35 protein-coding genes are annotated in these 26897 nt (G+C 53.0%); 27 read left to right on the top strand and 8 right to left on the bottom strand.

All coding sequences use genetic code 11. The features are described from left to right. Positions 1-20 precede the first annotated feature (20 nt). The 11 genes from ade (at position 21) to DWY76_RS07615 (ending at position 7889) form a co-directional block, all read left to right on the top strand. Positions 21-1760, top strand: coding sequence for an adenine deaminase (ade, locus tag DWY76_RS07675; RefSeq protein WP_120080749.1), 1740 nt, complete (start codon positions 21-23; stop codon positions 1758-1760). A 157-nt stretch (positions 1761-1917) separates the two neighbouring features. Continuing rightward, on the top strand, positions 1918-2076 hold the full coding sequence (locus DWY76_RS07670) for a binding-protein-dependent transport permease (protein ID WP_097774963.1): 159 nt from the start codon (positions 1918-1920) through the stop codon (positions 2074-2076). Positions 2077-2160: 84 nt separating this feature from the next. After that, a complete protein-coding gene (locus DWY76_RS07665) occupies positions 2161-2520 on the top strand; it encodes a GNAT family N-acetyltransferase (RefSeq protein WP_242702846.1) in 360 nt (119 codons plus the stop codon). 97 nt (positions 2521-2617) lie between these two features. After that, positions 2618-3100 carry a peptide-methionine (S)-S-oxide reductase gene (locus tag DWY76_RS07660; protein ID WP_097774964.1) on the top strand — a complete coding sequence of 161 codons (483 nt, stop codon included), beginning with the start codon at positions 2618-2620 and terminating at the stop codon, positions 3098-3100. 17 nt (positions 3101-3117) lie between these two features. After that, complete coding sequence (locus tag DWY76_RS07655) at positions 3118-3837, top strand: DUF554 domain-containing protein (protein ID WP_097774715.1); 720 nt, start codon at positions 3118-3120, stop codon at positions 3835-3837. A 28-nt stretch (positions 3838-3865) separates the two neighbouring features. Further along, positions 3866-4126: a hypothetical protein gene (locus tag DWY76_RS07650; RefSeq protein WP_097782054.1), complete on the top strand. Its 261-nt coding sequence runs from the start codon at positions 3866-3868 to the stop codon at positions 4124-4126. Between the two features lie 53 nt (positions 4127-4179). Further along, complete coding sequence (locus DWY76_RS07645) at positions 4180-4671, top strand: HD domain-containing protein (protein ID WP_005922554.1); 492 nt, start codon at positions 4180-4182, stop codon at positions 4669-4671. A 2-nt stretch (positions 4672-4673) separates the two neighbouring features. Then, on the top strand, positions 4674-5186 hold the full coding sequence (locus DWY76_RS07640; RefSeq protein WP_005922551.1) for an NUDIX domain-containing protein: 513 nt from the start codon (positions 4674-4676) through the stop codon (positions 5184-5186). A 232-nt stretch (positions 5187-5418) separates the two neighbouring features. Then, positions 5419-5874: a (deoxy)nucleoside triphosphate pyrophosphohydrolase gene (locus tag DWY76_RS07630; protein WP_120080747.1), complete on the top strand. Its 456-nt coding sequence runs from the start codon at positions 5419-5421 to the stop codon at positions 5872-5874. Positions 5875-6244: 370 nt separating this feature from the next. After that, the gene (locus tag DWY76_RS07620) at positions 6245-6481 is read left to right on the top strand and encodes a hypothetical protein (RefSeq protein ID WP_120080745.1); all 237 of its coding nucleotides are present in this window, start codon (positions 6245-6247) and stop codon (positions 6479-6481) included. A gap of 331 nt (positions 6482-6812) precedes the next feature. Continuing rightward, on the top strand, positions 6813-7889 hold the full coding sequence (locus tag DWY76_RS07615) for a hypothetical protein (protein ID WP_347562239.1): 1077 nt from the start codon (positions 6813-6815) through the stop codon (positions 7887-7889). A 122-nt stretch (positions 7890-8011) separates the two neighbouring features. Here DWY76_RS07615 and DWY76_RS07610 read toward each other — a convergent pair whose 3' ends face one another. The 3 genes from DWY76_RS07610 to DWY76_RS07600 form a co-directional block, all read right to left on the bottom strand. Continuing rightward, a complete protein-coding gene (locus DWY76_RS07610) occupies positions 8012-8446 on the bottom strand; it encodes a helix-turn-helix transcriptional regulator (protein WP_120080741.1) in 435 nt (144 codons plus the stop codon). A gap of 85 nt (positions 8447-8531) precedes the next feature. Further along, the gene (locus DWY76_RS07605; protein ID WP_243111974.1) at positions 8532-8924 is read right to left on the bottom strand and encodes a hypothetical protein; all 393 of its coding nucleotides are present in this window, start codon (positions 8922-8924) and stop codon (positions 8532-8534) included. A 142-nt stretch (positions 8925-9066) separates the two neighbouring features. Further along, positions 9067-9867, bottom strand: a complete 801-nt coding sequence (locus DWY76_RS07600; protein ID WP_120080739.1) for an SDR family oxidoreductase — start codon at positions 9865-9867, stop codon at positions 9067-9069. Positions 9868-9918: 51 nt separating this feature from the next. On the opposite strand from DWY76_RS07600, the gene DWY76_RS07595 reads away from it, so the two are divergent. From DWY76_RS07595 to DWY76_RS13830, 9 genes are all read left to right on the top strand, one after another. Continuing rightward, positions 9919-10176, top strand: a complete 258-nt coding sequence (locus tag DWY76_RS07595; RefSeq protein ID WP_120080737.1) for a hypothetical protein — start codon at positions 9919-9921, stop codon at positions 10174-10176. A gap of 66 nt (positions 10177-10242) precedes the next feature. After that, positions 10243-10422, top strand: a complete 180-nt coding sequence (locus tag DWY76_RS07590) for a hypothetical protein (RefSeq protein WP_120080735.1) — start codon at positions 10243-10245, stop codon at positions 10420-10422. Beyond that, the gene (locus tag DWY76_RS07585; RefSeq protein ID WP_120080733.1) at positions 10388-12442 is read left to right on the top strand and encodes a TIM-barrel domain-containing protein; all 2055 of its coding nucleotides are present in this window, start codon (positions 10388-10390) and stop codon (positions 12440-12442) included. The genes DWY76_RS07590 and DWY76_RS07585 overlap by 35 nt, the downstream gene beginning before the upstream one ends. Before the next feature lie 171 nt (positions 12443-12613). After that, complete coding sequence (locus DWY76_RS07575; RefSeq protein ID WP_120080731.1) at positions 12614-14131, top strand: DNA methylase; 1518 nt, start codon at positions 12614-12616, stop codon at positions 14129-14131. After that, a complete protein-coding gene (locus DWY76_RS07570) occupies positions 14112-14609 on the top strand; it encodes a hypothetical protein (RefSeq protein WP_120080729.1) in 498 nt (165 codons plus the stop codon). The genes DWY76_RS07575 and DWY76_RS07570 overlap by 20 nt, the downstream gene beginning before the upstream one ends. 97 nt (positions 14610-14706) lie before the next feature. Continuing rightward, a complete protein-coding gene (locus DWY76_RS07565) occupies positions 14707-14919 on the top strand; it encodes an HFLK protein (protein WP_120080727.1) in 213 nt (70 codons plus the stop codon). A gap of 116 nt (positions 14920-15035) precedes the next feature. After that, positions 15036-15413 (top strand): desulfoferrodoxin family protein, encoded by a 378-nt coding sequence (locus DWY76_RS07560; RefSeq protein WP_120080725.1) that lies wholly within the window; start codon positions 15036-15038, stop codon positions 15411-15413. A gap of 110 nt (positions 15414-15523) precedes the next feature. Then, positions 15524-16189 (top strand): DNA/RNA nuclease SfsA, encoded by a 666-nt coding sequence (gene sfsA, locus DWY76_RS07555; protein WP_120080723.1) that lies wholly within the window; start codon positions 15524-15526, stop codon positions 16187-16189. Between the two features lie 13 nt (positions 16190-16202). Then, on the top strand, positions 16203-16400 hold the full coding sequence (locus tag DWY76_RS13830) for an ADP-ribosylglycohydrolase family protein (protein ID WP_133300801.1): 198 nt from the start codon (positions 16203-16205) through the stop codon (positions 16398-16400). Positions 16401-16494: 94 nt separating this feature from the next. On the opposite strand, the gene DWY76_RS07550 is transcribed toward DWY76_RS13830, so the two are convergent. Then, positions 16495-17148: an NAD(P)H-hydrate epimerase gene (locus DWY76_RS07550; RefSeq protein ID WP_120080721.1), complete on the bottom strand. Its 654-nt coding sequence runs from the start codon at positions 17146-17148 to the stop codon at positions 16495-16497. A gap of 287 nt (positions 17149-17435) precedes the next feature. Here DWY76_RS07550 and DWY76_RS07545 point away from each other — a divergent pair, with 287 nt between their 5' ends. From DWY76_RS07545 to DWY76_RS07510, 6 genes are all read left to right on the top strand, one after another. Further along, positions 17436-18419 (top strand): Gfo/Idh/MocA family oxidoreductase, encoded by a 984-nt coding sequence (locus DWY76_RS07545; protein WP_120080719.1) that lies wholly within the window; start codon positions 17436-17438, stop codon positions 18417-18419. 95 nt (positions 18420-18514) lie between these two features. Next, positions 18515-18724, top strand: a complete 210-nt coding sequence (locus DWY76_RS07540) for a hypothetical protein (RefSeq protein ID WP_097772305.1) — start codon at positions 18515-18517, stop codon at positions 18722-18724. A gap of 479 nt (positions 18725-19203) precedes the next feature. Beyond that, positions 19204-19974 carry an EFR1 family ferrodoxin gene (locus DWY76_RS07525; RefSeq protein WP_120080717.1) on the top strand — a complete coding sequence of 257 codons (771 nt, stop codon included), beginning with the start codon at positions 19204-19206 and terminating at the stop codon, positions 19972-19974. A 17-nt stretch (positions 19975-19991) separates the two neighbouring features. Beyond that, positions 19992-20618, top strand: coding sequence for an alpha/beta hydrolase (locus DWY76_RS07520; protein WP_120080715.1), 627 nt, complete (start codon positions 19992-19994; stop codon positions 20616-20618). A 32-nt stretch (positions 20619-20650) separates the two neighbouring features. Further along, positions 20651-21040 carry a C-GCAxxG-C-C family protein gene (locus DWY76_RS07515; protein ID WP_005939676.1) on the top strand — a complete coding sequence of 130 codons (390 nt, stop codon included), beginning with the start codon at positions 20651-20653 and terminating at the stop codon, positions 21038-21040. 383 nt (positions 21041-21423) lie between these two features. Continuing rightward, positions 21424-22182 (top strand): cyclase family protein, encoded by a 759-nt coding sequence (locus DWY76_RS07510; RefSeq protein ID WP_097774736.1) that lies wholly within the window; start codon positions 21424-21426, stop codon positions 22180-22182. Positions 22183-22414: 232 nt separating this feature from the next. On the opposite strand, the gene DWY76_RS07505 is transcribed toward DWY76_RS07510, so the two are convergent. From DWY76_RS07505 to DWY76_RS07490, 4 genes are all read right to left on the bottom strand, one after another. After that, positions 22415-23314: a 4Fe-4S binding protein gene (locus DWY76_RS07505; RefSeq protein WP_120080713.1), complete on the bottom strand. Its 900-nt coding sequence runs from the start codon at positions 23312-23314 to the stop codon at positions 22415-22417. Beyond that, a complete protein-coding gene (locus DWY76_RS07500) occupies positions 23311-23769 on the bottom strand; it encodes an FMN-binding protein (RefSeq protein ID WP_120080711.1) in 459 nt (152 codons plus the stop codon). Before DWY76_RS07500 ends, DWY76_RS07505 begins: the two co-directional genes overlap by 4 nt. Next, positions 23766-24875 carry an FMN-binding protein gene (locus tag DWY76_RS07495; protein WP_120080709.1) on the bottom strand — a complete coding sequence of 370 codons (1110 nt, stop codon included), beginning with the start codon at positions 24873-24875 and terminating at the stop codon, positions 23766-23768. Before DWY76_RS07495 ends, DWY76_RS07500 begins: the two co-directional genes overlap by 4 nt. A 100-nt stretch (positions 24876-24975) precedes the next feature. Then, the gene (locus DWY76_RS07490) at positions 24976-25812 is read right to left on the bottom strand and encodes a hypothetical protein (RefSeq protein ID WP_120080707.1); all 837 of its coding nucleotides are present in this window, start codon (positions 25810-25812) and stop codon (positions 24976-24978) included. A 290-nt stretch (positions 25813-26102) separates the two neighbouring features. On the opposite strand from DWY76_RS07490, the gene DWY76_RS07485 reads away from it, so the two are divergent. After that, entirely contained in the window at positions 26103-26885 is a 783-nt protein-coding gene (locus DWY76_RS07485) for a ZIP family metal transporter (RefSeq protein ID WP_097770701.1), read from the top strand. Positions 26886-26897: the final 12 nt, after the last annotated feature.

Below are 26897 nucleotides of genomic sequence, written 5' to 3'. Positions count from 1 at the left end.
CAGAGAGAGGAGATGTTTCTATGCAGTCTGATGAGCTGAAACGCCGGATCTCGGCAGGCAGAGGAGATGCTTTGGCTGATCTGGTTTTGAAAAATGCCAGAATTGTCAATGTGTTTACCGATGAGATCGACACCGCTGATATTGCCATCAGCGGAAATTCGATCGTGGGCGTGGGCACGTATCATGGCCGGAAAGAAGTTGATCTGCACGGCAAATATGTCTGCCCGGGCCTGATCGATGGGCATATCCACATCGAAAGCTCCATGCTCTGTGGTCCGGCTTTCGAGCAGGCAGTGCTGCCCCACGGTACCACTGCGGTGGTCACAGACCCACACGAGATCTCGAACGTTGCGGGGCTTGAAGGCTTGGACTTCATGCTGGAAACGACAAAAAATCTGACCCTTTCGGTTTATTTCATGCTGCCCTCCTGTGTGCCGGCCACGGATCTGGATGAATCCGGCGCGGTGCTGAACGCAGAACAGCTGCGGCCTTACTACGGCGATCCCCGCGTGCTGGGGCTTGCGGAGCTGATGAATGCCTACGGGACGGTGCGCTGTGACCCGAAGATCCTGCAGAAGATCAGCGACTGTACCGAAGCGGGAAAGATCGTGGATGGCCATGCACCGCTCTTGAGCGATAAGGACCTGAATGCTTATATTGCGGCAGGCGTTCAGTCTGATCACGAGTGCTCCAACATTGAGGAAGCCATGGAAAAATTCCGGCTCGGACAATATATCATGATCCGGGAAGGAACGGCTGCCAAAAATATGGAGGCCCTGATGCCGCTGTTTCGGGAGCCTTATTGCAGCCGCTGCATGCTGGTGACGGATGATAAGCACCCCGGTGACCTGCTGGACAACGGACACATCGATTCCAACATCCGTAAAGCGATCCGGTTGGGGGCGGACCCGGCAGTGGCCGTCAAAATGGCGACGCTGGTTCCGGCACAGTATTTTGGGTTCAAGCAGCACGGTGCCGTGGCACCGGGGTATGCTGCCGACCTCATTGTAGTATCGGATTTTGAATCCTTTACGGTCGAACAGGTTTACAAGAACGGCACGCTGGTGGCCGAGCACGGAAAAACGCTGAAACCCGCACCGCTTGACATCGACCGTGTGAGATTTTCCCACGTTATGGATTCCTTTGATCTGGATGAGATCGCACTGCAGGACCTGGAACTTCGGGAAAGCGGGGAGCAGGAGCGTGTCATCTGCCTGAACCGGGGCGAGCTGCTTACGGAGGAAAAAATCATCCCGTTCCAACGGCATCCGGGCAAAGCTCCCGGTGTGGACCCGGAACACAACATCGTAAAACTGGCTGTTTTTGAGCGGCATCATCACTCCGGCCATGTGGGCATTGGCTTTTTAGGAAACTTCAGCCTGAAATGCGGAGCCGTTGCATCGAGCATCGCACATGATTCCCATAACCTGATTGTGGCAGGGGACAACGATGCCGATATGATGCTGGCCGGCAACACTGTGCGGAAAAACAAAGGCGGACTTGCGTTTGTGGCAGATGGACAGGTTGTGGCAGAACTTGCGCTTCCGGTGGCCGGATTGATGAGCACCGAAAGCGCAGAGAGCGTTGCGGCGAAAATGCAGGCGCTGAACGATGCCCTCAAGGCACATGGTGTAGCGGAAGACATCGGCATTTTTATGACCCTCGCCTTCGTCAGCCTTCCGGTCATTCCCAAACTCAGACTGAATACATACGGCATCATCGATGTAGCGCAGCAGAAAGTCGTTCCGGCTGTTTTTTAATACGCGATAACAAAAATACTGCCGGAGACCGACCCGAATGGTCCGTCTCCGGCAACAGAACAGTTCGTTCCTACTCTTAGAAACGAGCCGCATCAAGAGAAAAATTGACGGAAATTCTTATTTGATAAATCGGAATTTGACAAAGGAGTGTGATTATATGGGTAAAGCGATTTTGGCAGCAATCGTTACATTGATTGTTGGTTATTTAGGTACGGTCGTAGGACTTGAACTTTTAGGTAATTGGGTTGAGTTTGGATTGCTCATTGCTATTGCAGTAATGGGTGCTTTTATCATCTACTTCAATGACAAGAAGTAAGACAACTTCGCATTTGTGGAAGTTATAAAGGGGTGCATCATGGAAATCGAGTATAAATAAACAAAAGATTTCACGGCCGATGAATTGCAGAAACTGTTTTTATCCGTTCACTGGGAATCCGGCAATTATCCAGAAAAACTTGTCCATGCGATGCACAATTCCACACGAGTTATTTCTGCGTGGGATGGTGATAAGCTGGTCGGGCTGGTTCGCGCGCTTGATGATGGAGAAACAGTCGCATTTTTGCATTATCTTTTGGTGGACCCTGCTTATCAGGGACAGTACATTGGAGATGAGCGGATGAAACGGATCATGAGTTTCTATCAAAAGCTTCTGTATGTGAAAGTTATGTCGTCTGATCCTAAAACGATCCAATTTTATGAGCGATATGGCTTTCAACAATATGATAATTACTCTGCAATGGTGCGGAAGCACTTTTTGTGAGTTGGTATGATGGATCGATTTGCAGCTAGCAAGGAAACCGTAAGGAGTACAGAGCATGGATGCAAACTGTACCAGTAAAAGAAGGAAAGTCAAGAGTATGGAAACGGTATACATTGCAGGCGGGTGCCTTTGGGGCGTCCAGCATTTTTTTGACACGGTGCCCGGTGTACGGACGACCGAAGCCGGGAGAGCCAACGGAACAACAAACACGCTGGACGGCCCGTATGATGGATACGCAGAGTGCGTTAAAGTGGTCTTTGATGAGAAATGTACCAGTGTTACAGAGCTTATGGAGCATCTGTTTGAAATCATCGACCCGTACAGCCTGAACAAACAGGGCGTTGATGTTGGAAAAAAGTATCGCACGGGGCTTTACAGCACAAATCCCGGACATCTGGAAGAAGCAAGAGCCTTTATTGACAGCAGGAAGGACCGGGATAAAATCGTTGTGGAAGTGCTGCCGCTGACGAATTACGTCCGGAGTGCAGAGGAGCATCAGCATCATCTGGAGCGGTACCCGGAAGATTGCAGCTACTGTCATATCCCGGATGAAGTCTTAAACAAATACAGGAATCAGTAAGCAAGGGAAAAACGAAAATGCGGGGATTGGGAACGATCATCAATGCGCTGGCCATTGTGATAGGCGGTGTGCTGGGTATTCTGTTCAAACGCTTTCTGAAAGAGCGCTATCAGGATACAATCATCAAAGCCACGGGCTTTTCCGTGGTGTTTCTGGGAGCGGCGGGAACGCTCTCCAAGATACTGACGGTTAGGCCAGACGGAACTTTGAGCACCGGTGGCTCTATGGTCATGATTCTATCGCTGGCGTTGGGTGCGCTGCTGGGTGAACTTATTGATCTGGATGCACAGTTTGAACGCTTTGGCGAGTGGCTCAAACACAAGACTGGCAGTGACGGCGACAACCAGTTCGTCAACGGCTTCGTGTCGGCATCCCTGACGGTGAGCATCGGGGCCATGGCCGTCATCGGCTCCATTCAGGATGGCATCTACGGCGACCATTCCACGCTGGTAGCAAAAGCGATTCTGGACTTTATCATTGTGCTCATCATGGCGTCCTCCATGGGCAAGGGCTGCGTGTTTTCATTTATTCCGGTGGCAGTGTTGCAAGGTGCCATGACGGCTCTTGCGGTAGTGCTGTCCGGCTTTATGACGGACGCTGTGCTGAACAATCTCTCGCTGGTAGGAAATATTCTGATTTTTTGTGTGGGCATCAATCTGGTATGGCCAAGAACCATCAAGGTGGCAAACCTGCTGCCGTCCCTTCTGGTTGCAGTGGCGCTGACGGGGATTTTATGAATCGGAATTTGTAGAGGAGTGTGATTATATGAAAAACAATAGCCCACAAAAGCAGGCTGCCATTTCTTGGATCATTTTGATGATAGGAATATTGCTCGCAGTAATAGGAGCAATGACGGCAAAGGAGTACAGAGTAAACCTATGCCTGCTAATCGGTGCAATGGTTGTTGTTGGTGGTATTGTATATCATCTCACCATGATGAAATGTCCTTATTGCGGTTGCTCGCTTGTTGGTTATAGGCCGATCCCTAAAGAATGTCCAAAGTGTCATAAAAGATTTGAAGAATAAGTTCGCGTTTATCAAGGTGAACATTTAAGTATTAAAAACGGGAGTGAAAACAAATGATGACCATTGCACAGATCATGGAAAAGATGATCGCCTTTTCCGAAGGGAATATCCATGACATCACGCACCTGAGCTGCGTGTGGACCTATGCCAAAACCATTGGTGAGCTGGAGGGGCTGGACGCAGACACGCAGTTTATTCTGGAGGTGGCGGCCATCACCCACGATATCGCCTGCCCGCTCTGCCGCAAAAAGTACGGCAACACCAATGGTAAATATCAGGAGCAGGAGGGTGCCCCGCTGGTGCGGGAGTTTTTGGCGGATACCGGCATGACGGCAGAACAGATCGACCGGGTGGCCTATCTGGTAGGGCACCACCATAGTCCGGCGCAGATCGACGGCATTGACTATCAGATTCTGATTGAGGCAGATTATATCGTCAATGCGTCCGAAAGCGGGTACGACCAGCAGGCAATCCGAACCTTTATGGAACATACGATGAAGACGGCAGCAGGTATCCGGCTGACGAAAACAGTGTTTGGAGTGTAAAAATGATTCAGAAGCATTGCTTTGAATGCGGTACGGCATTGATTGAAAAAGAACTGGAAGAAGAGGGCATTGTGCCTTATTGCCCGAAATGCCAGCAATACCGGTTCCCGATGTACAATGTGGCAGTCAGCATGATTGTTGTGGATGAGGAAACCGGGAAAATTCTGCTCATCCAGCAGTACGGCAAGCCCTCTTATATTCTGGTGGCTGGATATGTGAACCGCGGTGAGGCAGAAGAACACGCCGTGGTGCGGGAGGTCCGGGAAGAAACCGGGTTGGAAGTAGAGCACCTCCGATTCAACCGTACCAAGTTTTTTGAGCCGTCTAACACGCTGATGTGCAACTTTACGGCTTTCGTCAGAACCGCAAAGGCGTTGCATATCAACCACGAAGTGGACCGCTGCAAGTGGTTCACCCCACAGGAAGCCAGAGAAAACATCCGTCCCAACAGCCTTGCAGCGGAATTTTTGAATGCGTATCTGGACGAAGTGGGGAATAAGCCGATGGAGATGTGATCCGTGACGGAACCACGGGAATTTTGACGGAGAGTATGGTGCAGAGGAGTTTACCACAAAGCAGCTGGAAAAGGATTTCCGAAACGCTGCGTATGCAACCATTCGGACGTTTGTGATGAAATTCCATGAGATGGGAGTGCTTACTGCAAGAAAAGCAGGAAACAGGGTGTTCTATCGCGTCGGTGGGACTTCTGACGGTCGGCCATTATAATGAATCCAAAAGGAGAACGTTATGAAAACGATTCGTGTTGTGGCCGCTGTAATCTGCGACTCCATGCAGGCAAAACGCAAAATCTACGCCACTGCCCGCGGTTATGGCGACTATAAAGGCCAGTGGGAGTTTCCGGGCGGCAAAATCGAGCCGGGAGAAACCCCGCAGCAGGCTCTGAAGCGGGAAATCGAAGAAGAACTGGACACGGAAATCGCCGTGGGTGACCGGATTGGTACGGTCGAGTACGATTATCCGGCGTTTCATCTTTCCATGGACTGCTTCTGGTGTGAAGTGGTTTCCGGCGATCTTGTTCTGAAAGAAGCGGAAGCCGCGCGGTGGCTGACGAAGGAGGAGCTTGATTCCGTTCCGTGGCTCCCGGCGGATCAGACCATTTTGGATGTTATCAGAAGTTCAATGCAGCCAGTGAAACCACTCCATACCAGCGAATATGACAAAGAACCTCTGCAGAGATGCTGAGTGTTTACGGCATGAAGGATGAACTGCGCCGTCCCATGATGCTGCTGGTGAAAGCCGCTATTCCGAAAAAATCGTAAAACAGAGGCCTCCGAATCTTTTCCTAATAAGAAAGAGATTCGGAGGCCTTTATTGGTTGATCGATGTGATCAAAATGATCACATCGATTCAGAAAAACGCACTTGCGAACGAATCGCCGTAGAACATCGAACGCTTTATGGGCTATGCCAGCAAGGCTGAAATGCTCCGCATTGATATGGCTTTGCTGGTCAGTCTGGCTCTGAATGTTCTGAGCGGAAACCGCAGCGAATAGTGGACAACCAGTAACCCGTAAAAATGAGGTGATAGCGATGTAATCGGAGGTGAGTGAGCCATGCGAAAGAGTGTCCCCATTGAAGTGGTGGTACATTACCCCAAAACGAAAGAGGGATGGGACGAACTCGGAAAACGGGTCGCAACCGCCCACGCCAACTATGTGATCGAAAAAATCGACCGTCTGAACTGCCCCACATGGCAGAAGCTCGAATTGCTGCAGGCGGTGATCAATACTACCAAAGGAACTTACAAACCCAAGGAACACCAAAAGCCCGGCTGGCAGCCGAGCCGATAAACAAAGCCCCACGCTCAACATATGCTTTTCTGCTCTGACCAGAGACGGTCAGATTCAGAGGCAGTGTTGAGCGTGGGGCTTTTTGTGTTACATAAGTTTTTGGAATTTTGCCGACAAAATAAAATTATTGATTGTTGGCGGCCAATATGGTATCCTATGGCATTGCATAACACGCAAAACAGTTCCACTTTTTTCTGAAAGAGCGTATCGAAATCGTCCTGATTGAACAGCAGAAAAAGCTTTTTGAAAAGTAAAAGCTCTTGTGTTCCGTGAAAAAAGAAGGTAATATAAATACAGAGCAAGACACAGAACGCAGGGAGGGATGAAAACCATGTTTTACGAGATCATGCACCGGGAAAGCTGTGTGGCACAACTCAGCACGACAGGGGAATGCAGGGTCTGCCTCGAGGATTTCATGCCCTATGATCTGGTTCTGGTGGAATCGGATGATTTTGACGAGCGCATCAATAATGTAACGAACTTTTACTATTGGTGCGCCTCCCGGATGTTGACGTTGGATCGCACCTACGCCAAGGAAATCCTGAACAGTATCGGTGCATCTCAGAGTGTTACGGACAGGGAACGAGCACAGATTGCATTATCCTACCATTGTCTGTCTTTGCTGGATGTGTTCTGGGTGAAAGAAGAAAACGAGAAGATTCGATTCGAGGATATCAACCTTTTTGCACACTCCTTAAGCAATGCGCTTGTGGATATTGCGCTGCGGGGGCACCAAATGACGGTGACAAACGCCCATCTTCTGGCAAATGACCTGTCTACGGGCGGCTTGTACCCCAAGGCGTGGGTGCGCAAAGAGGATGGATTCTATCTTTACAAGGATGGCGGCAGGGATGCGGTGGAACGTGAAGTGCTGGCAAGCAAAATCTGCCGGTGCTTTGACTGCCATCAGGTACTGTATGAGCAGGGAATGTTTGAAAATGAGCCGGTTTCTATCAGCAAAATCATGACATCTCAGCGATACAGTCTTGTGACCTATGCAGCCTATGACGTCTACTGCACGAACCATGATTGGAACACGCTGGATAAGATCTTAGAGTTGGATGCTCCCGGCTACTATATGATGAACATTCTGGATTATCTGGTGGGCAATACCGACCGTCATTGGGAAAATTGGGGTCTGCTGGTAGACAACGAAACCAATCAGCCCATCCGTCTGCATGACCTGATGGACTTCAACCGGGCGTTTCAGCAGTACGACACGCCAGAAGGCGCAAACTGTCTGACCGTGGGAAAACGCCATCTGAGCCAAAAAGATGCTGCAGTGGAAGCGGTGCGGAACATCGGACTGAACCAAGTCCGTCAGGTGGAGCACACCGTATTCTCCGAGCATCCGGCATGGAAAGCAACGTTTGAAGAACGACTGCGTGTTTTACGGAACGCCATGTAAGTCAGAGCGAATATCAGAATAATTGAAACAGAATGATTCCATAACGAAAGCCCGTCTGCGCTGCCACATATCGTGGCTTGCAGACGAGCTTTTTCGTTTGACCGGAGAAAAATTACCATACCTCACATGCGAAGCATAGATGGAAAATCGGAACCAAGGTTTTCCACCAGATGGCAAAAGCACTTCTGACTGATGGTCTTTTGTCCGTTTTCCCAGCAGCGGATGCTTGTCCGGCTGACCTTTGCGTGGTCAGCAAGCTGCTGACGGTTCCAGCCTTTTGCCTCCCGATATCTGCGGAGGAAGGCTCCTCCGCCCCGGTGCAGAAACAGGGTGTAGTCGTCCAGAATATCCTCCACCGGGATGCCGTAAAGGGCAGCCAGCTTGTCCGCAATCTCCGGGGAGAAGCTCCGGCGGAAATTGCCGCTTTCAAGGTCCTGGTAGAGCCATTCTTCCATGCCGACCATGGCGGCAACGTCTTTCTGCAGCAGACCAAGGCTGTAGCGGCACCAACGCAGACGGTCCCATGGATTCGGGATGTCGGCGTAAGAGTGGTACATATGAAAGAACGCCTGTGCTTCCGAAGTGGTGTGCGGCCCGGCAAGCGGCACCTGCAGGATGTAGAGAGGGGTTAGACAGGATACCTCACATGATACCTTTTGAAGTAGAAAAAGGTGACCGCTTTCCTGAGCCCAGAAAACCCATTTTGACGCATTTGCGCTGCTTTGCAAAATGAGTGGGTTCTCTTTTCCATCTGAAAGTGCGCTGGGGAGAGGATCTCATTTTCAATGCACCGGCTGGCGTAGGTGGAAAAGCGTGCCCGCCGGGCAGGGCGTAGTATTTTTTTACGATGTGTGCCACCAGACGCAGATTGTGCCGGATCAGTTTTTCCCGTGCGGCAGGGTCACCGGCACGCAGTGCGGAAAAGGCTTCGGTTTCCTCCCGGGCAGAGAGGGGCCGCGGAAAGCTGCCGCTTTCCAGATGAAGCGCCAGAACCAGAAACTTTGTGGCAAAAAATTGCAGAAGAGATAAAAACATGCCGACCCCTCCCCATAGTATCATAAACGGTTACTGTAATTTATGAAGGAGGGCTTGCCTTTTTTCCGGACTCCGGGGAGAACAACGCTGCTTCGTTGTCCACAAAATACGGATATAGCAGCTTTGCGGAGCAATGCGCCTGTTACCCATATATTTTCCCCACGATCTTTCCGCGTGCTGCGGCAGGCAGGAGCTTGCACAAAAGGCTCAGGAATTTATACTGTGCACCGGCAACATAAACGACTGCCGGGTTCTTTTTCTCCACAATACCGGCGATGTACCGTCCAATGCGTGCCGGGTCCATGCCGTTTTGTTCGTCGTGCTCCATCTGACTGACGCTCCGGGAGATGCGCCCGCCGTATTCTTCATCGCCGAGAATGCTTTTCTGACGTGCTTTTGTAAATCCGGTGCAGATGTCACCCAGTTCTACGACGGTAACATGGATGCCGTAGGGCTTGACTTCATTTGCCAGCGCATAGGAATAAGAGGAAATAGCGGCTTTGCTTGCAGAGTAGAAGGTCTGGAACGGAATGTGCGCTACGGCAGCAACAGAGCTGATGTTCACAATATGCCCCTTCCCTTGATGGCGCATGAAGGGGAGAACCGCTTTATTTACAGTGACTGTCCCGAAAAAGTTCACATCAAACTGTGCTTTGGCTTGCTCCATGGACGTAAACTCCACCGCACCGGAAATGCCAAAGCCTGCACAGTTGATCACTGCATCGATTTTAGTTTCTTTTTGGATGACCTGCTGCACAGCGGCGTTGACCGCATCTTCATCGGTCACATCGACAGACAGATGGGTGACACCCTCCATAGGGATATTTCTGCGGCTGAACTCATAGACGATGCAGCCATTCTCCTTCAGAGCGGATGCCGTGCACCGTCCGATGCCGGAGCTTCCTCCGGTAACGATGACGACTTTGTTGGTTTCTCCCGCCATGATTTTTCCTCCTGAAAATGTTGATCTGGTTCGAGTATACCGCATCGCAAGATGACTGTCTATACGGATAGCCGGATTGTGGAAAAGCACAGGGATCAACTTGCGCAAATTTTTACGCAGATTGGCCTCTCTTTTTTACACAGCCAATGCCAATTAGCGCTTGAAATCGAAATGCTGCGCAAGTATACTATACTAGCTATGCTGTACAAGCTTGATCAAAAATCAGTATGCCAGTTGACCATAAAAGACATACCAGAATTGAAGTGCGCGGCAGAATCAAAACCCTACGAGGATGAAAATGAAATTTGATAGAAGGCTTACAGATGAAATCTACACTTCCGATACGGTAAGGCTGGGAAAAATGCGTTTCAGGCCATGCGGGAGACGATCTATCATAATGGTGGTGTTTCGTTTCGCGGTGCATCGGGCGAGATGATTTTGCATCGTTTGGATTTAAAGAAAATTTTTATCTCGACAGGATCAGCATGCGATTCAAAAAACAAAGGAGAGGTGTTTTGCTATGATTTACAAAAAGCAATACGGGCAACCGTTTGATACCGAAAGTGTAGTGGGTTCTTTTTTGCCCATGATGGAAACGATACCCTATCTGACCAAGGAGCCGGATGGTTTCTCCTATGCCATGGAACCGCAGGATGTCCTGTATGGTCTTGGCGAAAACGTCCGTGGTATCAACAAGCGCGGGTGGGTGTACGAAAGCAAATGCTCCGATGACGGCAACCATACCGAGGGCAAATCCTCGCTGTACGGTGCTTATAATTTTATGATCGTGTCCGGCAAGGATACATTTGGCGTTTTTATCGACTACCCGGGCAAGGTGACCTTTGACTGCGGCTACACCGACCTGGATACCTTACGCATCACGGTGGCCGAGGAAAATTACGATCTCTACATCATTGAGGGCGAGAGCCTGACCGATATTGTGCACCAGTTCCGCCAGTTGGTGGGGCGCAGTTATATTCCGCCCAAATGGGCTTTTGGCAACGCCCAGAGCCGCTGGAGCTACATGAACGAGGACGAGGTCCGCGAGGTGGTGGCAAATTACTGTGCCAATCATATGCCGCTGGACGCTGTGGTTCTGGATATCGATTACATGGAGCATTACAAGGACTTTACGGTGGATGCGCAGCGCTTCCCGCGTTTTGCAGACTTTGCCGCCGAGATGAAAGCGCAGGGCATCCATCTTGTCCCCATCATCGATGCAGCAGTCAAGGTCGAAGATGGATATGATGTGTATGAGGAAGGCGTGAAAAACGGCTACTTCTGCACGAATCAGGATGGCACCCCCTTTGTAGCCGGTGTGTGGCCGGGACGGGTACACTTCCCCGATATGCTCAACCCGGAAGCCCGTGCTTGGTTTGGCAGTCAATATAAGGTTCTGCTGGATCAGGGGATCGAGGGCTTCTGGAATGATATGAACGAGCCTGCTATCTTCTACGCAGAAGAAAGACTGAAAAAGACCTTTGCTCAAATTGAGAAATACAGCAAGCAAAACCTGGATATTTCCAGCTTTGGTGCTTTTACCGGCATGGTGGCAGAGCTTTCCAACAACGAAAACGATTATAAGCTGTTCTACCACAACACCAAACAGGGGCGTATGCGGCACGACAAGGTACATAATCTTTTTGGTTATAACATGACCCGTGCGGCAGGTGAGGCTTTCGAGCGGCTGGAGCCGGACAAGCGCATTTTGATATACTCCCGTTCTGCCTGCATCGGGATGCACCGGTATGGCGGCATCTGGACCGGCGACAACCATTCTTGGTGGAGCCACATTCTGCTTGCGCTGCACATGATGCCCTCCCTGAATATGTGCGGCTTCCTGTACGAAGGCCCCGACATTGGCGGCTTTGGCAGCAATACTACAGAGGATCTGGTGCTGCGCTGGTACGGCATGGGCATCTTCTCTCCGCTGCTGCGGAACCACTCTGCCGACGGCACTCGCCGGCAGGAACCCTACCGATTTAAGAACAAGGCTGCCTTTGCTGGTATTTTACAACTGCGCTACCTGCTGCTGCCCTACATTTACAGCGAGTACATGAAAGCTGCCCTGCACGACGGCATGTACTGTATGCCGTTGGCTTTCGCCTTCCCGGAGGATGACTTTGCCCGCCGGGTAGAGGATGAGGTGATGATCGGTGAAAGCCTGTTGATCGCCCCGGTATATGAGCAAAATGCCCGAGGTCGGTATGTTTATCTGCCGGAGGAGATGCTGCAAGTGCGGGTAAAGTGCAGCGAAAGCAACCGCATGGAAACCAGCGTGCTGCCAGCAGGCCATCATTACATTCCGGTGGAGCTGGACGAAGTGGTGTTCTTTATGCGCAAGGGGCACCTTCTGCCCCTTGCCAAGGACGGCAAAAAGATCCAGAGCGTTGCCGATGTGGATTTTGCAGATCTGCGCCTGCTTGCCTATGCTCCCGATGGTGCATCCTATGAATACTATACCGATGACGGCGAGACAAAGGATTATGATAAGCCGGAACATTTTGTGCATATCACGCTGGATGCGGATGGAAACGCAAAGAGCGATCGTGCTACGGTCAAAGTAGAAGGATAATCGTCAGTCATTACGCAGTTCCTACAGAGTGACAGCGTTTCAGCTTGAAATGCTGCCACTCTTTTTTGTTGTCTATATCACGGATAAAATGGCCATTCCATCTTGAAAACAGCGTAAAGATTTATTATAATAAGATAAATGGTTGTTACTTTTGCAAAGGAGGGCTGAATCATGGCAGCGCAGCGCACCTATCTGGCAATCGACCTGAAAAGTTTCTATGCCTCGGTGGAGTGCGTAGACCGCCATCTGGACCCTCTGACCACCAATCTGGTGGTGGCAGATGCCTCCCGCACCGAAAAGACCATTTGCCTTGCGGTGTCGCCCTCCCTGAAAGCTTACAAGATACCCGGCAGAGCACGGCTGTTTGAAGCCGTTCAGCGGGTGAAAGAGGTCAACGCTCAGCGGCTGCAAACTGCCATCCGGCAGAAAAAGGCGGTCCGGGGAGAGGATGGAAAATACCACTTTGCCAGCACCTCTTTTGATGCCAATGCCCTGAACGCAGACCCGGCGCTGGGGCTGAGCTACATCGTTGCGCCGCCCCGGATGCAGCGGTATCTGAATGTGTCCACCCAAATCTACAAGACCTACCTCAAATATGTGTCCCCGGCGGATATCTACCCCTACTCCATTGACGAGGTTTTCATTGATGTGACGGGCTATCTGCCCTATTACCACATGAGCGCCCACGAGCTTGCCATGACCATGGTGCGGGAGGTGCTGTACAACACTGGCATCACCGCAACGGCAGGCATCGGCACCAACCTCTACCTTGCAAAGCTGGCCATGGATATTGTGGCAAAGCATATCCCGGCGGACAAGGACGGCGTCCGCATTGCAGAGCTGGACGAGCAGTCCTACCGGTATCTGCTGTGGAACCACAGACCACTGACGGATTTCTGGATGACCGGCCCTGGTACCGTCAAACGGCTGGAAGCCCACGGCATCTACACCATGGGGGACTTGGCACGGTTTTCCATCCACGGAGAGGATCGCCTGTACGAGATTTTCGGCGTGGATGCGGAAATCCTCATCGACCACGCATGGGGCTATGAACCCTGCGGTATGGAGCAGATCAAAAGTTACAAGCCCAGCACCAACAGCATCAGCGAGGGACAGGTGCTTTCCACTCCTTATCCGTATGATAAAGCAAAACTCATTGTCCGGGAAATGGCAGAAATCTTGATGTTCCGGCTCACCGAAAAGAAGCTGGTGACGGAATCCATCACCTTGGAGATCGGCTACGACCGGGAGAACGTGGACAAGGGCGGTTATCGTGGTCTGACCCAGACCGACCGCTACGGCAGAACCATCCCCAAGGCAGCTCACGGCACCGTTCGATTTGATGCGCCCACCAATCTGGGCAGCACCCTCATCAACGAAAGTGCAAAGCTGTTTGAGCGCATCACCGACCCGGCGCTGACGGTGCGGCGCATCACCATCAATGCCAACAAGGTCACGCCGGACGAGGGCTTCTATCAGGTGGACTTTTTCACCGACACCAAGAAGCTGGAAAAGGAGAAAAAACTCCAGCAAGCCATGCTGGGCATCAAGAACAAGTACGGCAAAAACGCCGTGTTGAAAGCCAGCAGCTACGAAGAGGGTGCCACCATGCGACAGCGCAACGCACAAATCGGCGGGCACAGTGCAGGAGATTCGGCGGGAGGTTCAGATGGAAAACTACAAAAATAGCAAAATCGGGCGGGAGACCGCCCAAAAGTACGGGGATATCCTAGAGATGGAACGCCCCAAGACCGAAGAATCCCTCCGCAAGCACCCCCGCATGACCCTTCAGAACCGTGCCAAGATCTTCTCGCCCTTCTCTCCGCTGCGGGGCTATGACGAGCAGCTTGCCGCAGAAAAGCAGCGCACCGAGCGGGTGACCAAGCGCATTTTGACCGAGGAAGAAATGTCGGCTCTGTCCGATCGGCTGATGCAGGTCACCAAGGGCATGACCATCACGGTGCGGTACTTCAAGGAGGATACCGCTCACCCGGAGGTTCCCGCAGTGGGCAACTACATCACCCTGACCGGAAAAGCAGACCGCATCGACCCGGTGTTCCGCACCTTGCAGGTGGGCGACACCGTGGTGCCCTTTGAAGATCTGGTGGAGGTCAGCGGGGAGGGTATCATGGACATTGATGTGTATCTGGGCATCGGGGAAGAATGAGATGACAAGAAATGTTGAAAGAGATATTTATGGGACAGTTCTTTCGATAAAATAACCTCAGAAGAAGCAAAACACACTTCGGATGGAGGAAAATACAATGGCAAACGATGATTACGGCTATTTCGGCAAAGGTGACACGGGCTATGCCCAGTACATGACAGCCTTCAACCGCAACTTCGGTGGCTCGTCCGGCGGCGGTGGCGGCGGCCACAACAATGGTGGCGGCAGTGGTGGAGACGGAAGCGGCTGCGGCTGCCTCATCGCCATTGCGGTGGTGGTCGTGCTGGTGCTTATTGCCATGGGAAGCTGAGGGGCATTTCCACAGCACTGGACTGCTTGCGTGACCCGGTCACAGAAAATTTAACTAGGAAATGTTATCATATAGTCACAGGAAACACCAACAACATTCCGATGGAGGATTTTAATATGAAGGCAAAGTTTTATATCTGTGAGCACTGTGGCAACCTGGTCACCACCATCCACAACGCAGGCGTTCCGCTGGTCTGCTGCGGCGAAAAGATGAAGGAGCTGCTCCCTAACACCGTGGAAGCCAGCGGCGAAAAGCATCTGCCGGTGGCAGAGCTTTCCGGCAGCACCCTCACGGTTACGGTGGGTGCGGTGGAGCACCCCATGGTGGATGTGCACCACATCCAGTGGCTCTTTGTGGAGACCGAAAACGGCGGACAGCTCCGCTACCTCGTCCCCGGTCAGGCACCCAAGGCGGTGTTTGAGCTGGGCGGCGAAAAGCCGGTGGCGGTCTACGCTTACTGCAACCTGCATGGTCTGTGGATGACGAAACTTTAAGAAATAAACGGGCTCCTGCCAGTGGTTAAACGCTTGCAGGAGCCTGTTTTGGCGTGCAGCCAATGGTTCTGGCGCAGGCGTATCAGACAAAAATGAAAATGGAGTAAATATTGAAATACAGAGAGATCGTGGACGGCATTTTTCTTGACCGTCCCAACCGTTTTATTGCCCATGTAGATGTGAACGGCACGGTGGAAACCGTCCATGTCAAAAACACCGGGCGGTGCAGGGAACTGCTGCTGCCCGGTGCGGCGGTGCGTCTGGAAGTGTCGGACAACCCGAAGCGCAAGACAAAATACGACCTTGTAGCGGTACACAAGCAGGAACTTGGTTGGGTCAATATGGACAGTCAGGCACCCAACAAGGTGGTAGGAGAATGGCTCTCAAAGCAGGAGTTTGACCTTGCCAGGCCGGAGTTTGCATACGGAAAATCCCGCATTGATTTTTACATGGAAAAGGGCGAACAGAAATACCTGCTGGAAGTCAAAGGCTGCACATTGGAAGTGGGCGGCATCGGTTATTTCCCGGATGCACCCACCGAACGAGGCGTGAAGCACTTGCACGAGTTAGCGCAGGCACAGCGGGCAGGGTATCGGTGTGCAGTAGCCTTTGTGATCCAGATGGAAGGCGTCACCGAGGTGAGGCCGAATGTTGGCACGCAGCCGGAATTTGGCACAGCGCTGGCTGAAGCGAAAGCCGCAGGCGTGAGCGTGCTGTTTCTGCTTTGCCATGTCGGGCGGGACAGTCTGGAAATCGTGGAGCAGCGGGAGGCGTGAAAAAAGGGAGAAAATGACACTCTATTTGCGTTTATTGAATGCAGTCTCTCTCGGCGGCGACAGCGACACCCTTGCCTGCATCACCGGCGGCATTGCCAAAGCTTTTTATGGGATGCTGTCTGAGTTGCAGCAGGAAACCTTGAAGCGTTTGCCGGAGGAGATGCGGGCAGCGTATGAGCTGTTCCGGCAGAACCTTGAGCGCAGGGTGTGACGCCGTCGGTGCTGAGAGCTAGAGAGCCGCCGCACAGTGATTTGTGCGGCGGCTCTTTTGTGCGCAAGTGCTTTTCCGCAGCGGCAAGCCCTCGTCAAAACTCCGGGTGCCATTCATCCCGGATGCCAATGTCGGCACAGACGATCTTTCCGCACAGGGGCGCAGAAGCTTCTGCGATATGCAAAGGCTTATAGCTGTCGAAGGTTACGGTCAGATCTGCATGGGCAGCACCCTCGGCAACCTCGCCGGTGTCCGTATTGATGCCGCTTGGCAGGTCTACGGCCAACACAAAGGCACCGCTCTTGTGCAGACGGCGCATCAGCCCGCAGGCAGCAAGGCCGGAAGGCCGCAATTCACCATGAAACCCGGTGCCGTAGAGGGCGTCCACAACGGCAGCAAAGCTCTGGGTTTCCAGTACAGAACCGTCAGTGCAGATGTGCACCGGCAGGGAGTGCAGACGCTCAAAATTGAGGATGGCATCAGCAGTTTTCGGCTCGCCCTCGGCCAGAAAAACGGTCACGTTCCAGCCATCTTTTGCGGCGGCACGGGCAATCACGAACCCATCGCCGCCGTTGTTGCCCTTTCCGCAGACCACCAGCAGCCTGCCGGGATGTGGGAGCTGCTTTTGCAGTTCGGCGTAAGCCGCCATTCCGGCGTTTTCCATCATTTGCAGGTAGGGCAGACCGTGGGCATCCCCGGCTCGTTCAATTTCCTTCATCTGCGCAGCCGTCACAATGCGATGTTTCATGTTGGCACCTTCTCTCTATCTCTATTATAATGGGTGAGAATGTTTGGAACAAGATGAAAGATACCGGTGCATAGAATCTGTCCCCGGAGAGTTGGAATAAGCCCTCCGGGGGAATTTTTGTTTTTCACTATCTTTTCCGCAAGGGAAAACCATGGTATACTGAATCCAAAGTATAGCAGTTTGCGTTTTTGATGCTCAAGCAACATCCGCAAACTGCATATCGCAAATATACCGTTTTGATCGGCACTATTTTTGAAAATTACGATAATAAACAGGGAGGTACCGTTATGAAGTGGGGAATTTTAGCGACCGGCACCATTGCCAAAAAGTTTGCGTCTACGGTGGAACAGATGGGCGCAGAAGGGGAGCAGCTTGTTGCCGTGGGGTCACGGCATCTGGAAAGCGCACAGGCGTTTGCGCAGCAGTACGGCATTCCCCGCTGCTATGACTCCTACGAAGCCCTTGCCGCCGACCCGGAGGTGGAGGCCATCTATATCGCCACCCCCAACACCCTGCACTACGAAAACTGCAAGCTCTGTCTGGAGCAGGGCAAGCACGTTTTGTGCGAAAAACCCTTTACCATCAGCCCGGAGCAGGCACGGGAGCTGTACCGTCTGGCAGAGGAAAAGCACCTCTTTCTCATGGAGGCGTTCTGGATCTGGCTGCTGCCGCTGTACGACCGCCTGCGCGAGATCCTTGCGGCTGGCACCATCGGGGAGCTGAAGCAGATCACCTGTCAGTACGGCTTTGTTGCCTCCGGTGCCCGGAAGGACCGCAAGTTTGATTCCGGTCTGGGCGGCGGTGCGCTGCTGGATATCGGCATCTACAATCTGGGCTTTCTGCGCATCCTCACCGGACAGGACCCGGAGAAGGTGGAGACCAAAGAGGTCCACATCAACGAGTACGGCACCGACGATTACAGCCGCCTTGCGCTGACCTACCCCGGCGGCTGCAAGGCGGAGTCTGTCCAGACCATCGGGCAGGAGCTGGAGCGCAATGCCCGTATCGTTGGTACCAAGGGCAGTATTTTCCTGCCGGATTTCCAGCACGCCGAGACCATGACGCTGGAAGTGGAGGGCAAAGAGCCGGAGGTCATCCGCTGCCCGGTGGACATCAACGGCTTTGAGTATGAGATCCGGGAAGCAAGCCGCTGCGTCAAGCTGGGACGTACCGGCAGCGACCGCTACACCCCGCAGGATAGCCTTGCCTTGACCCGCCTGATGTACGACACCCGCATGAGCTGGGGCATGAAGTTTGCGGGTGAGGTGTAAGCACACACCTTGCCGCAAAGGGCTTTTTGCGTGCGGAGACTATGGCATACGGAGAGCGGCAACTCGGAATTGATATAAAAAAGAAGGACACATAGATGAAAACAGTGGTTCTTTATAATATTATTTCTTTTATCATCCTCGTTGCTTTGATTTTTGTCTTAAGGATTGTTAGTAAGAGTAATTTAAGACAAAATCAACAACTTGTTATTAAAGTCATTGCAACTATTTTAATTGTTTGTGTGATAGCGTTCGTGCTTTTTATTGATGCAATAGCATTTGGCATTATAGGACCAGTTCAAGATTAACAATTCCAGTTTGACAAGGAAGTGCTTTGCATGAAAAAGCGTATATCAAGGATTCTCGGTTTAATAATGCTGATTATAGCTATTGCATTTATAGTGTTTGCATTGAACCATCCAGAAATGAGTTTTCCTTGGAACAATACCATTACTTGGTTACTGTATGGTTTATATATTCTTGTGACAGTCATGTTGCTTATTGCGCCTAAGACGAAGAAGTAAACAATTCGCGTTTGTGGAGCGAAGCGGAACAATGAAAGCCCCAGTGGGGCTTTTAAGTGACAGAACGGTCTTGCGGCAGCAAGATGGAGGGGCCTCGCCCCGACAAGTTCGCGTTTGTGGAGCGAAGCGGAACAATGAAAGCCCCAGTGGGGCTTTTAAGTGACAGAACAGTCTTGCGTAGCAAGATGGAGGGGCCTCGCCCCGACAAGTTCCAGTTTGCCGGGCAGACGGACATCTGAATAACACAAAATGAGGGGGCAGCCATGGTACTTTATTTTACGGGAACCGGCAACAGCCGGTATCTGGCACGGCGTATTGCCGAAGGGTTGGAGATGCCGCTTTACGACCTGAACGCCTGCATCAAGGCAGGGAATACCGCCCCGGTGCAGACTGGCCGGGATGTGGTGCTGGTGACGCCTACCTACGCATGGCGTATCCCCCGGGTGGTGTCGGAGTGGCTGGGCAAGACCGCACTGACCGGGGCAGAGCGCATCTGGTTTGTGATGGACTGCGGCAGCGAAATTGGCAATGCGGCAGGCTATAACCGGCAGCTTGCAGCGCAAAAGCAGCTGCAGTATATGGGCACAGCCCAGATCATCATGCCGGAAAACTACATTGCCATGTTCAATGCACCTCAAAAGGAGCAGGCACGGAGCATCGTGGAGCAGGCAGAGCCTGCACTTCAGAAGGTGCTGGCGCAGCTCAAGGCCGGGCAGGAATTTCCTCCGCCGAGAGAGAACCTCTACGACCGCTTTATGAGCGGCCCGGTGAACCCGGTGTTCTATCGCTTTTTTGTAAAAGCGGATGCCTTCCGGGCAACGGATGCCTGCATCGGCTGCAGTAAGTGCGTGGAGCTGTGCCCCTTGAACAACATCCGTCTGGAAAACGGAAAGCCGGTCTGGGGCAAAAACTGCACCCATTGCATGGCCTGCATCTGCTATTGCCCCAAAGAGGCCATCGAGTACGGCAAAAAGAGCAAAGGCAAGCCCCGGTATCACTTTGAAGCGCTGGAAAGGAAGCAGCAGGACGTGTGAAGGAGAGCGGAAATTAGATGAAGTTTTTATACTTACATGGGTTGGGACAAAAACCAGACAGTTGGGACAGAGTAATAAAAGAAACGAAGGTCTCGGATAGAAGCGCCAGCTTGAGTTTGGCAGAGATGCTGGAGGACAAAGCGGCCACTTATGGGGAACTGTATGCTGCATTCTCAGGAGAGTGTGATAAGGAACATGATGAAATCGTCTTGTGCGGGCTTTCCTTGGGTGCTGTTCTGGCACTTAATTATGCGATAGACCATCCGAATAAAGTAAAGGCACTGGTGCTAATTGCAGCACAATATAAAATGCCTGAAAAGCTATTGAAGTTCCAGAATATGCTGTTTCGCTTTATGCCGAATACAATGTTCAAGCAATTTGGATTCAAGAAAGCAGATGTGATCAGCTTGTGCGGTACGATGACGGAATTGGATTTCAGGGATTCATTATGTAAGGTGTCCTGTCCGGCATTGATCGTTTGTGGGGAAAAGGACAACGCAAACAAAAAAGCCTCAAAGGAACTTGCCAGTTATTTGAGTGATTCCCACTTCCATGAACTTTTGAAAGCGGGTCATGAAGCAAACATAGAATCTCCGGAGGAATTGGCAACAGTGTTACAGGAATTTTATGATAATGTCGAATAAACTACGATTCATCAAAGAAAGAGGACTTTAAAATGAACATCGAAGAACGGGCGGCACAGGCTGCCGCATGGAAGGCTACTGGACAGTGCAACTGTGCACAGGCGGTGATGAAGGCATTTGAGGACAAGCTGCCGGTGGATGCCGACACCCTGATGAAGCTGGGCGCAGGCTATGCCGCCGGCATGGGCTGCATGGAGAGCACCTGCGGCGCACTGATCGGCGCTGTGATGGTGGCGGGCATCGTCACCGACGGCAAGGGCACACCCCGCATTTCTAAGGAACTGCTGCAAAACTTTCAGGAAAAGTGCGGTGCTACCATCTGCAAGGATCTGAAGGGAATAGAGAACGGCGCACCGCTGTGCCCGTGCCCGGAGTGCGTCCGCAACGCTGTTCTGGCACTGGGCGAGGTGCTGGGAGAGTAAGATGAAGAAAATCTTGTCTGTTTGCCATGGCAGGATGTGCTGGAGGGTTGCACCGCCCTGCTGGAAGAGCTGCGATAAAAGGGAAAGGGGATGACGAAACGTTATTGCAAGGGCGAACGATTTGCTGACCTGTCGTTTGCCCGGGAAGTCTTTGAAAGAATAAACCTATTGACATGGTACGAAAATGGGTTTATACTATCCCCAACACAAGGAAGGGAGCACAGACAGATGAAACATACAACAGATGCCCGGCACAGACTGCCCGGGCGAATGCGCTGCTCCCAGACAAATTCCCGGCAGACAGACTGAGAAAAAACAGGAAGATGCCGTTGTCTGGGAGAAGTGCCCGAACATACATCGTCACAATAAAAGGAGAACCGACAATGGCTGATTATAAACTGTGGAACGCACTGAAGAATGCTAAAAAATATCGCTGGGTGGAGCTTTCTCACTCGCTGAACAACGAAAGCCCCTACTGGTCCGGCATCCCGGAAGGCTCTGTGGAGCTGGCAAAGACCGTGTGGGACTGGGGCAAGCCGGAACTGGAATGCCTGATCCAGACCTTCAAATTCCCCGGACAGTTCGGTACCCATATCGACTTCCCGGGGCACTTCATCAAGGGCAAAGCACTGTCCGAAAAGTTTGATGTGAACGACCTGATTTTCCCGCTGGTGGTCATTGATATTTCTGAGCAGGCCAAGAAAGACCCCCGCTACGCTGTGACAGTAGAGGACATCAAGGCCTATGAGGCAAAGTACGGTCCTATCCCGGATGGTGCGCTGGTGGCTCTGCGCAGCGACTGGTATAAGAAGTGGCCGGATATGGATGCGCTGTCCGGCATCGACGCAGAGGGCAAAGAAAATGCCCCCGGCTGGTCGCTGGAAGCATTGGAGTATATCTACAAGGTGCGCAACGCCGCCGCCAACGGCCACGAAACACTGGATACCGATTCCTCTGCGGTGGCGGAGGAAAAGGGCGACCTTGCCTGCGAGCGCTATGTTCTGGACAACGACAAGCTGCAGGTGGAGGTGCTTGCAAATCTGGATAAAGTTCAGCCTGCCGGTGCGGTGGTCATCGTTTCTTATCCCCGCATCGAAGGTGCAACTGGTCTGCCCGCACGGGTTTGGGCTGTTACCGAATAAGAGCGGAGAAGTGGGAAAATGTCCTTTCCCCCTGCCACCAGCGCCATGCTGCATAACCTTTCCACCCTTGGCATCAGCCTGCGCAGCATGACAGACCTGTTGGAGCAGAAGTCTTCCCTGTAAAAATGGTACGCCGGAGCGTCTGCAGATGCTCCGGCGTATCGAAATGATAGATCTCCCAGCCAAAAGGAGGCTGCTGCACAAATACTGCGCAGCAGCCTCCTTTTTTAGTTCAGATGAATCGGCAAAAGCCCAGCCAGCAGCCCAGCAGGAAGAAAAGCAACACTTTACCCAACACCGACAGCCATAGACGCTTGCACAAGGTGGTATCCCACCGGTGGATGTTCTGCTTGGGGCAGGTGCTAACGCAGGCTTCACAGGCGATGCATTCCCCGCTGCGCAGGCTGGTTTCCTCCAGCTTCAGGCACACCGGGCACTGCTGTTTACAGGCATTGCAGCCCGGGATGCAGCCGTTGCTCTGCCGGTGCAACCGCGCAAATGGCAGCACCGGCAGCAAGGCGAACACCGCTCCCATGGGGCAGAGGAACTGACAGAAGAACCGGGGCTGCACCGCCATACCCAGCAAAATGAGCACAAGCAGCCCGATGCCCACACCAAAGCCCTCCGGCGGCAGATGCAGAGCCGTCAGGCGGGAAAACACCTCCCACGGGCTTGCGCCGGTCAGCATCTTTTCCTGCCGGGTCACATACAGTGCTACCAGCCATGCCAGCAGCAGATATTTGACCTTCTGCCCCAAAAGCACCGCCCGCTCCGGCAGACGGAGCTGCTTTTTGCGGTGGAACAGCTTTTTTTGAATAAGCCCGGAAAGCGCCCAGACGGCATCGCCCAAGCTGCCGAAGGCGCAGGCGTACCCACAGAAAAAACGGTCGAAAAGCAGGGTGAAGCCGCACAGCCCCAGCAGGGAAAGTGTGAAGCTGTCCACAGAGAGCACCTCGCCTGCACCGATGTGCAGAAAGATCTGTTTTACCCCGGAAAACCCGGCCACGAATGCGCCCGGCATGGACACAAAGAAGAACAACTGCACCCCGGTGCGCAGCCATGTACGGCGCTTTTTGTTCCGCTGACGCTGCTGCGCCGCTGTTAAAGGCTTTGCCTGTGTTTTTTCCATCATCCTGCCGCCTTTCCCAGTGCGTTCTCTACCGCACCGATAAGTCCTTCTGCCGTGAGGGTAGCGCCGGAAACGGTATCCACCTCAGCAGACTGCACTGCCAGCATCTCGTCCAGCAAAGGCAGCGCCTGCTTATAGTAGGGCTTATCCTCGCCGGAAGCATCCAGCACCGCAATATCGGTCATTTTTCCGTTCTGGATAGTCACCGACACCTGAATGACATCGCCAAAACCATAGGCGCTGCCCTCATAGATGCCGTCCCGGTAGCCGCTCTGCTCTGCCTGTGCTGCGCTCTGCGCCTGCAAAACGGAAGCATTGTAGGCTTCAACTTCGGCAATTTCCTGCTTGCGCTGGCTTACCGCTGTCGCCCGAATCAGCGCCACCTGCTGGTATTGCCACAGTACCCCCAAAATGAGCAGCAGGTTCACCGCCCGGAGGAGAAAATTTTTGTATTTCATTCTGCTGCTCCTTCCGTTTCAGATTCAATCCCGGTCTCTTCCGGCGGCAGTGCCGGCTCGGATGTCGGCAGCACTTCCTCAGAAGATGCCGGTTCCGGTTCAGAGGATGCCGGTGCATCTGCCGGGAAAAGCTGCTGCCATACTTCCTTGAGCCACACGGGAACGGCGCTCTTTTCCTCCGGCTGCACCACCTCCACGGTGGGCGCGGTGACCGGCGTTTCCCCGGGCTCTGCTGCTTCAGACGGTGCGGTTTCCTCTGCCGTCTCTTCCGATGCAGTCTGCTCCGGAGCGGTTTTCTCTGCCGGGGCAACAGCGGCCTTTGCCAGTGCCAGCTTGACTGCGTTCAGAATTCCGGTGGAGGAGTAGGTGGCGCCGGAAACAGTATCCACGTTGGGGCTTTGTCCCTCCAGAATGGCGGGGATGACCTGTTTTGCCCGGGAGAGATATTCCTCCTCGTCCTCGGCGCTCAGGATCGTGATATTGGTGATTTTATCCTCTGCCATCGTGACCTGCACTGTGATCTGCCCCTCAAAGCCCATGGCTTCGGCAGTGTAGATGCCGTCCAAGTAGATGGAGGGAGCCGTAAATTCCTCCACCACAAGCGTTGCAGCGGGCTTTGGCTGGGGCGGCAGGGGATTGTTGACCACCTCGCCGGTCAGGGCGTTCTGCACTGCGCCCAGAATGCCCCGGCTGGTGTAGGTGGCCTCGGAAACGGCATCCACCTCCCAGCTCTGAGTCTCCACCACGGTGGTCAAAAGCCGCTTGGCACGCCGCAGAAACTGCTTGGTCTCGTGGGATGCGTCCAAGATCTCCACCTCCGTGATGCTGCCGTTTTCCATGGTGACCTGTACTCGGACGGCACCGCCGTAGCCCCGGGAAGAGCCGACGTAAACGCCGTCGGCATAGGGCAGCTTGGGCAGGGTTTCTTCCTCCGCTTCGGAGGAAACGGCTTCCACAGACTGCTCCACCACGGTTGTCAGCTTTTCCGGCACGGCGGCCAGCACCGGAACGGTGCGGGGCAGGGCAAAAAGTACAGCTGCCGCTACCGCCACCGTCGGGAGCAGCTGCACCAGCGGCAGCAGTGTATGGCATCGTTTTTTGTTCATTCCAACTCCTCCTGACACGGAAAAGCAAGGCCGCCTGATGCCAAGCGACCTTGCCGTTTTGTGTTATATTTTACAATAAATTAGGCAGTTTCCCGTGTATTCACAGCGCCACATTGACCGGCAGGACATACACGCCGTCGGCGGCGTAGAAGGTGATCTGAGTAATCGTCTTGCCGATGACGGATGCAAAGTAAGGATCATCGGCATTGAAGCCCAGCTTGGTACCATGCCAGATGTTGGTCACATGATGCAGGCCGTACTCACTGCCATCGGCGGTGGTCAGAACTACGCCGTAGACCTTGTTGGCCTTGTAGTCCAGATCAAAACCGGAGATTTTCATCTCGTAGGTGGCATGGTGACCGTTGGTATTCAGCTCCACAGTGGTGCCCTCTACGGTGGTCTCGGTGGCGTGGACCTTGCCAAACTCCCACTTGCCGCTCAGCAGGTTATACCATGCGGTGATGTAGTAGGCAGGGGTCTCACTGAGCTTGTAGTAAGCGTAGCTCTCGTTCTCAAACAAGGCATCTGCGCCGGTGTAGGTGGTGGTGGATTCCTTGCCCTTCAGGGTAACGGTAATGTCGTAGCTGTCGGCATCGGTGACCTGCTTTGCATTCTTCAGCGCCCACGGGGTCAGCACCTTGACCGGGAAGGAAACGCCGGTGATGTCGGTGCCATCTGCGTTGACGTGGTAGGAACCGGCGGCAAGGTTGCCTGCACGGGTCTTGTTCTTGGTGGCGCTGGTCACAGCGTCGATCTCAGATGCGTTGTCCACACCGGCAGCCTTGTAGAAGTCGGCGTAGGGGATGTTCATCTGGACATAGCTGGAGGTCAGGCAGTTTTCCTGTTCCACCTCTTCCGCAGCGAAGGCCGGGACTGCCACAGCGCATACCAGCATAGCGGCCGCAAGTGCACCTGCAAATACTTTTTTCAATCTCATGGTAACACACCTCTATCTCAGTTTTGAAAAAATAGTTAGCTTTACCTAACAATTGATGCAAAAAAATGCAGGGGAAAAACCCCTCAGATGGTTAGGCAAAACAAATTCGCGAAGTAAAAATAGCACTCCCACCGGGCGTTGTCAAGTAGAAACCGGAAAGTTTGCAGAGGTGAATTTTTCGATGCAGGAAACGATCTGCATCCTCTATACCGCAAAGCCCTTGACCTTTTTGCCGGAGCGCAGTATACTTTTTGCGAAGTTAGTTATGAATAACCGCAAGGAGGTACTACATGATACAAGACGCGTTCTGGGGGATCTTGATTCCATTTCTGGGCACAAGCCTTGGGGCAGGCTGTGTGTTCTTTTTGAAAAACTCTCTGCGCGACGGCATCCAGCGGGCGTTGACCGGCTTTGCTGCCGGGGTCATGGTGGCGGCATCGGTGTGGAGTTTGCTGATCCCGGCCATGGAGCAGGCTGCAGATCTGGGCAGGCTGGCGTTTTTCCCGGCGGCGGTGGGTTTCTGGCTGGGCATCCTGTTTTTGCTGCTGCTGGACCATCTCATCCCGCATCTGCACCAGAACAGTTTGCAGGCCGAAGGGCCAAAAAGCCAGCTCCAGCGCACCACCATGATGGTTCTGGCGGTGACGCTACACAACATCCCGGAGGGTATGGCAGTGGGCGTAGTCTATGCCGGATACCTTGCCGGAACTGCTCAGATCACCGCCGCCGGGGCGCTGGCACTTTCTCTTGGCATTGCCATTCAGAACTTCCCGGAGGGAGCCATCATCTCCATGCCACTGCGGGCGGAAGGAATGAAAAAAGGCCGGGCATTCTGGGGCGGCGTGCTGTCCGGCATCGTAGAGCCCATCGGGGCAGTGTTGACGATTCTGGCGGCAGGCATCGTGGTGCCTGCTTTGCCCTATCTGCTCAGCTTTGCAGCCGGTGCCATGCTGTATGTGGTGGTGGAGGAACTGATCCCGGAAATGTCGCAGGGGCAGCACTCCAACGTTGGCACGGTGTTTTTTGCGGTGGGCTTCAGCGTGATGATGGTGCTGGACGTAGCACTGGGGTGATGGTTGGGGGAC

This window comes from Faecalibacterium sp. AF27-11BH, from assembly GCF_003603005.1.
GTDB lineage: Bacteria > Bacillota > Clostridia > Oscillospirales > Ruminococcaceae > Faecalibacterium > Faecalibacterium taiwanense.
The sequence above is the reverse complement of the archived record's forward strand: the minus strand, read 5'-3'. Positions and strand labels throughout refer to the sequence as shown.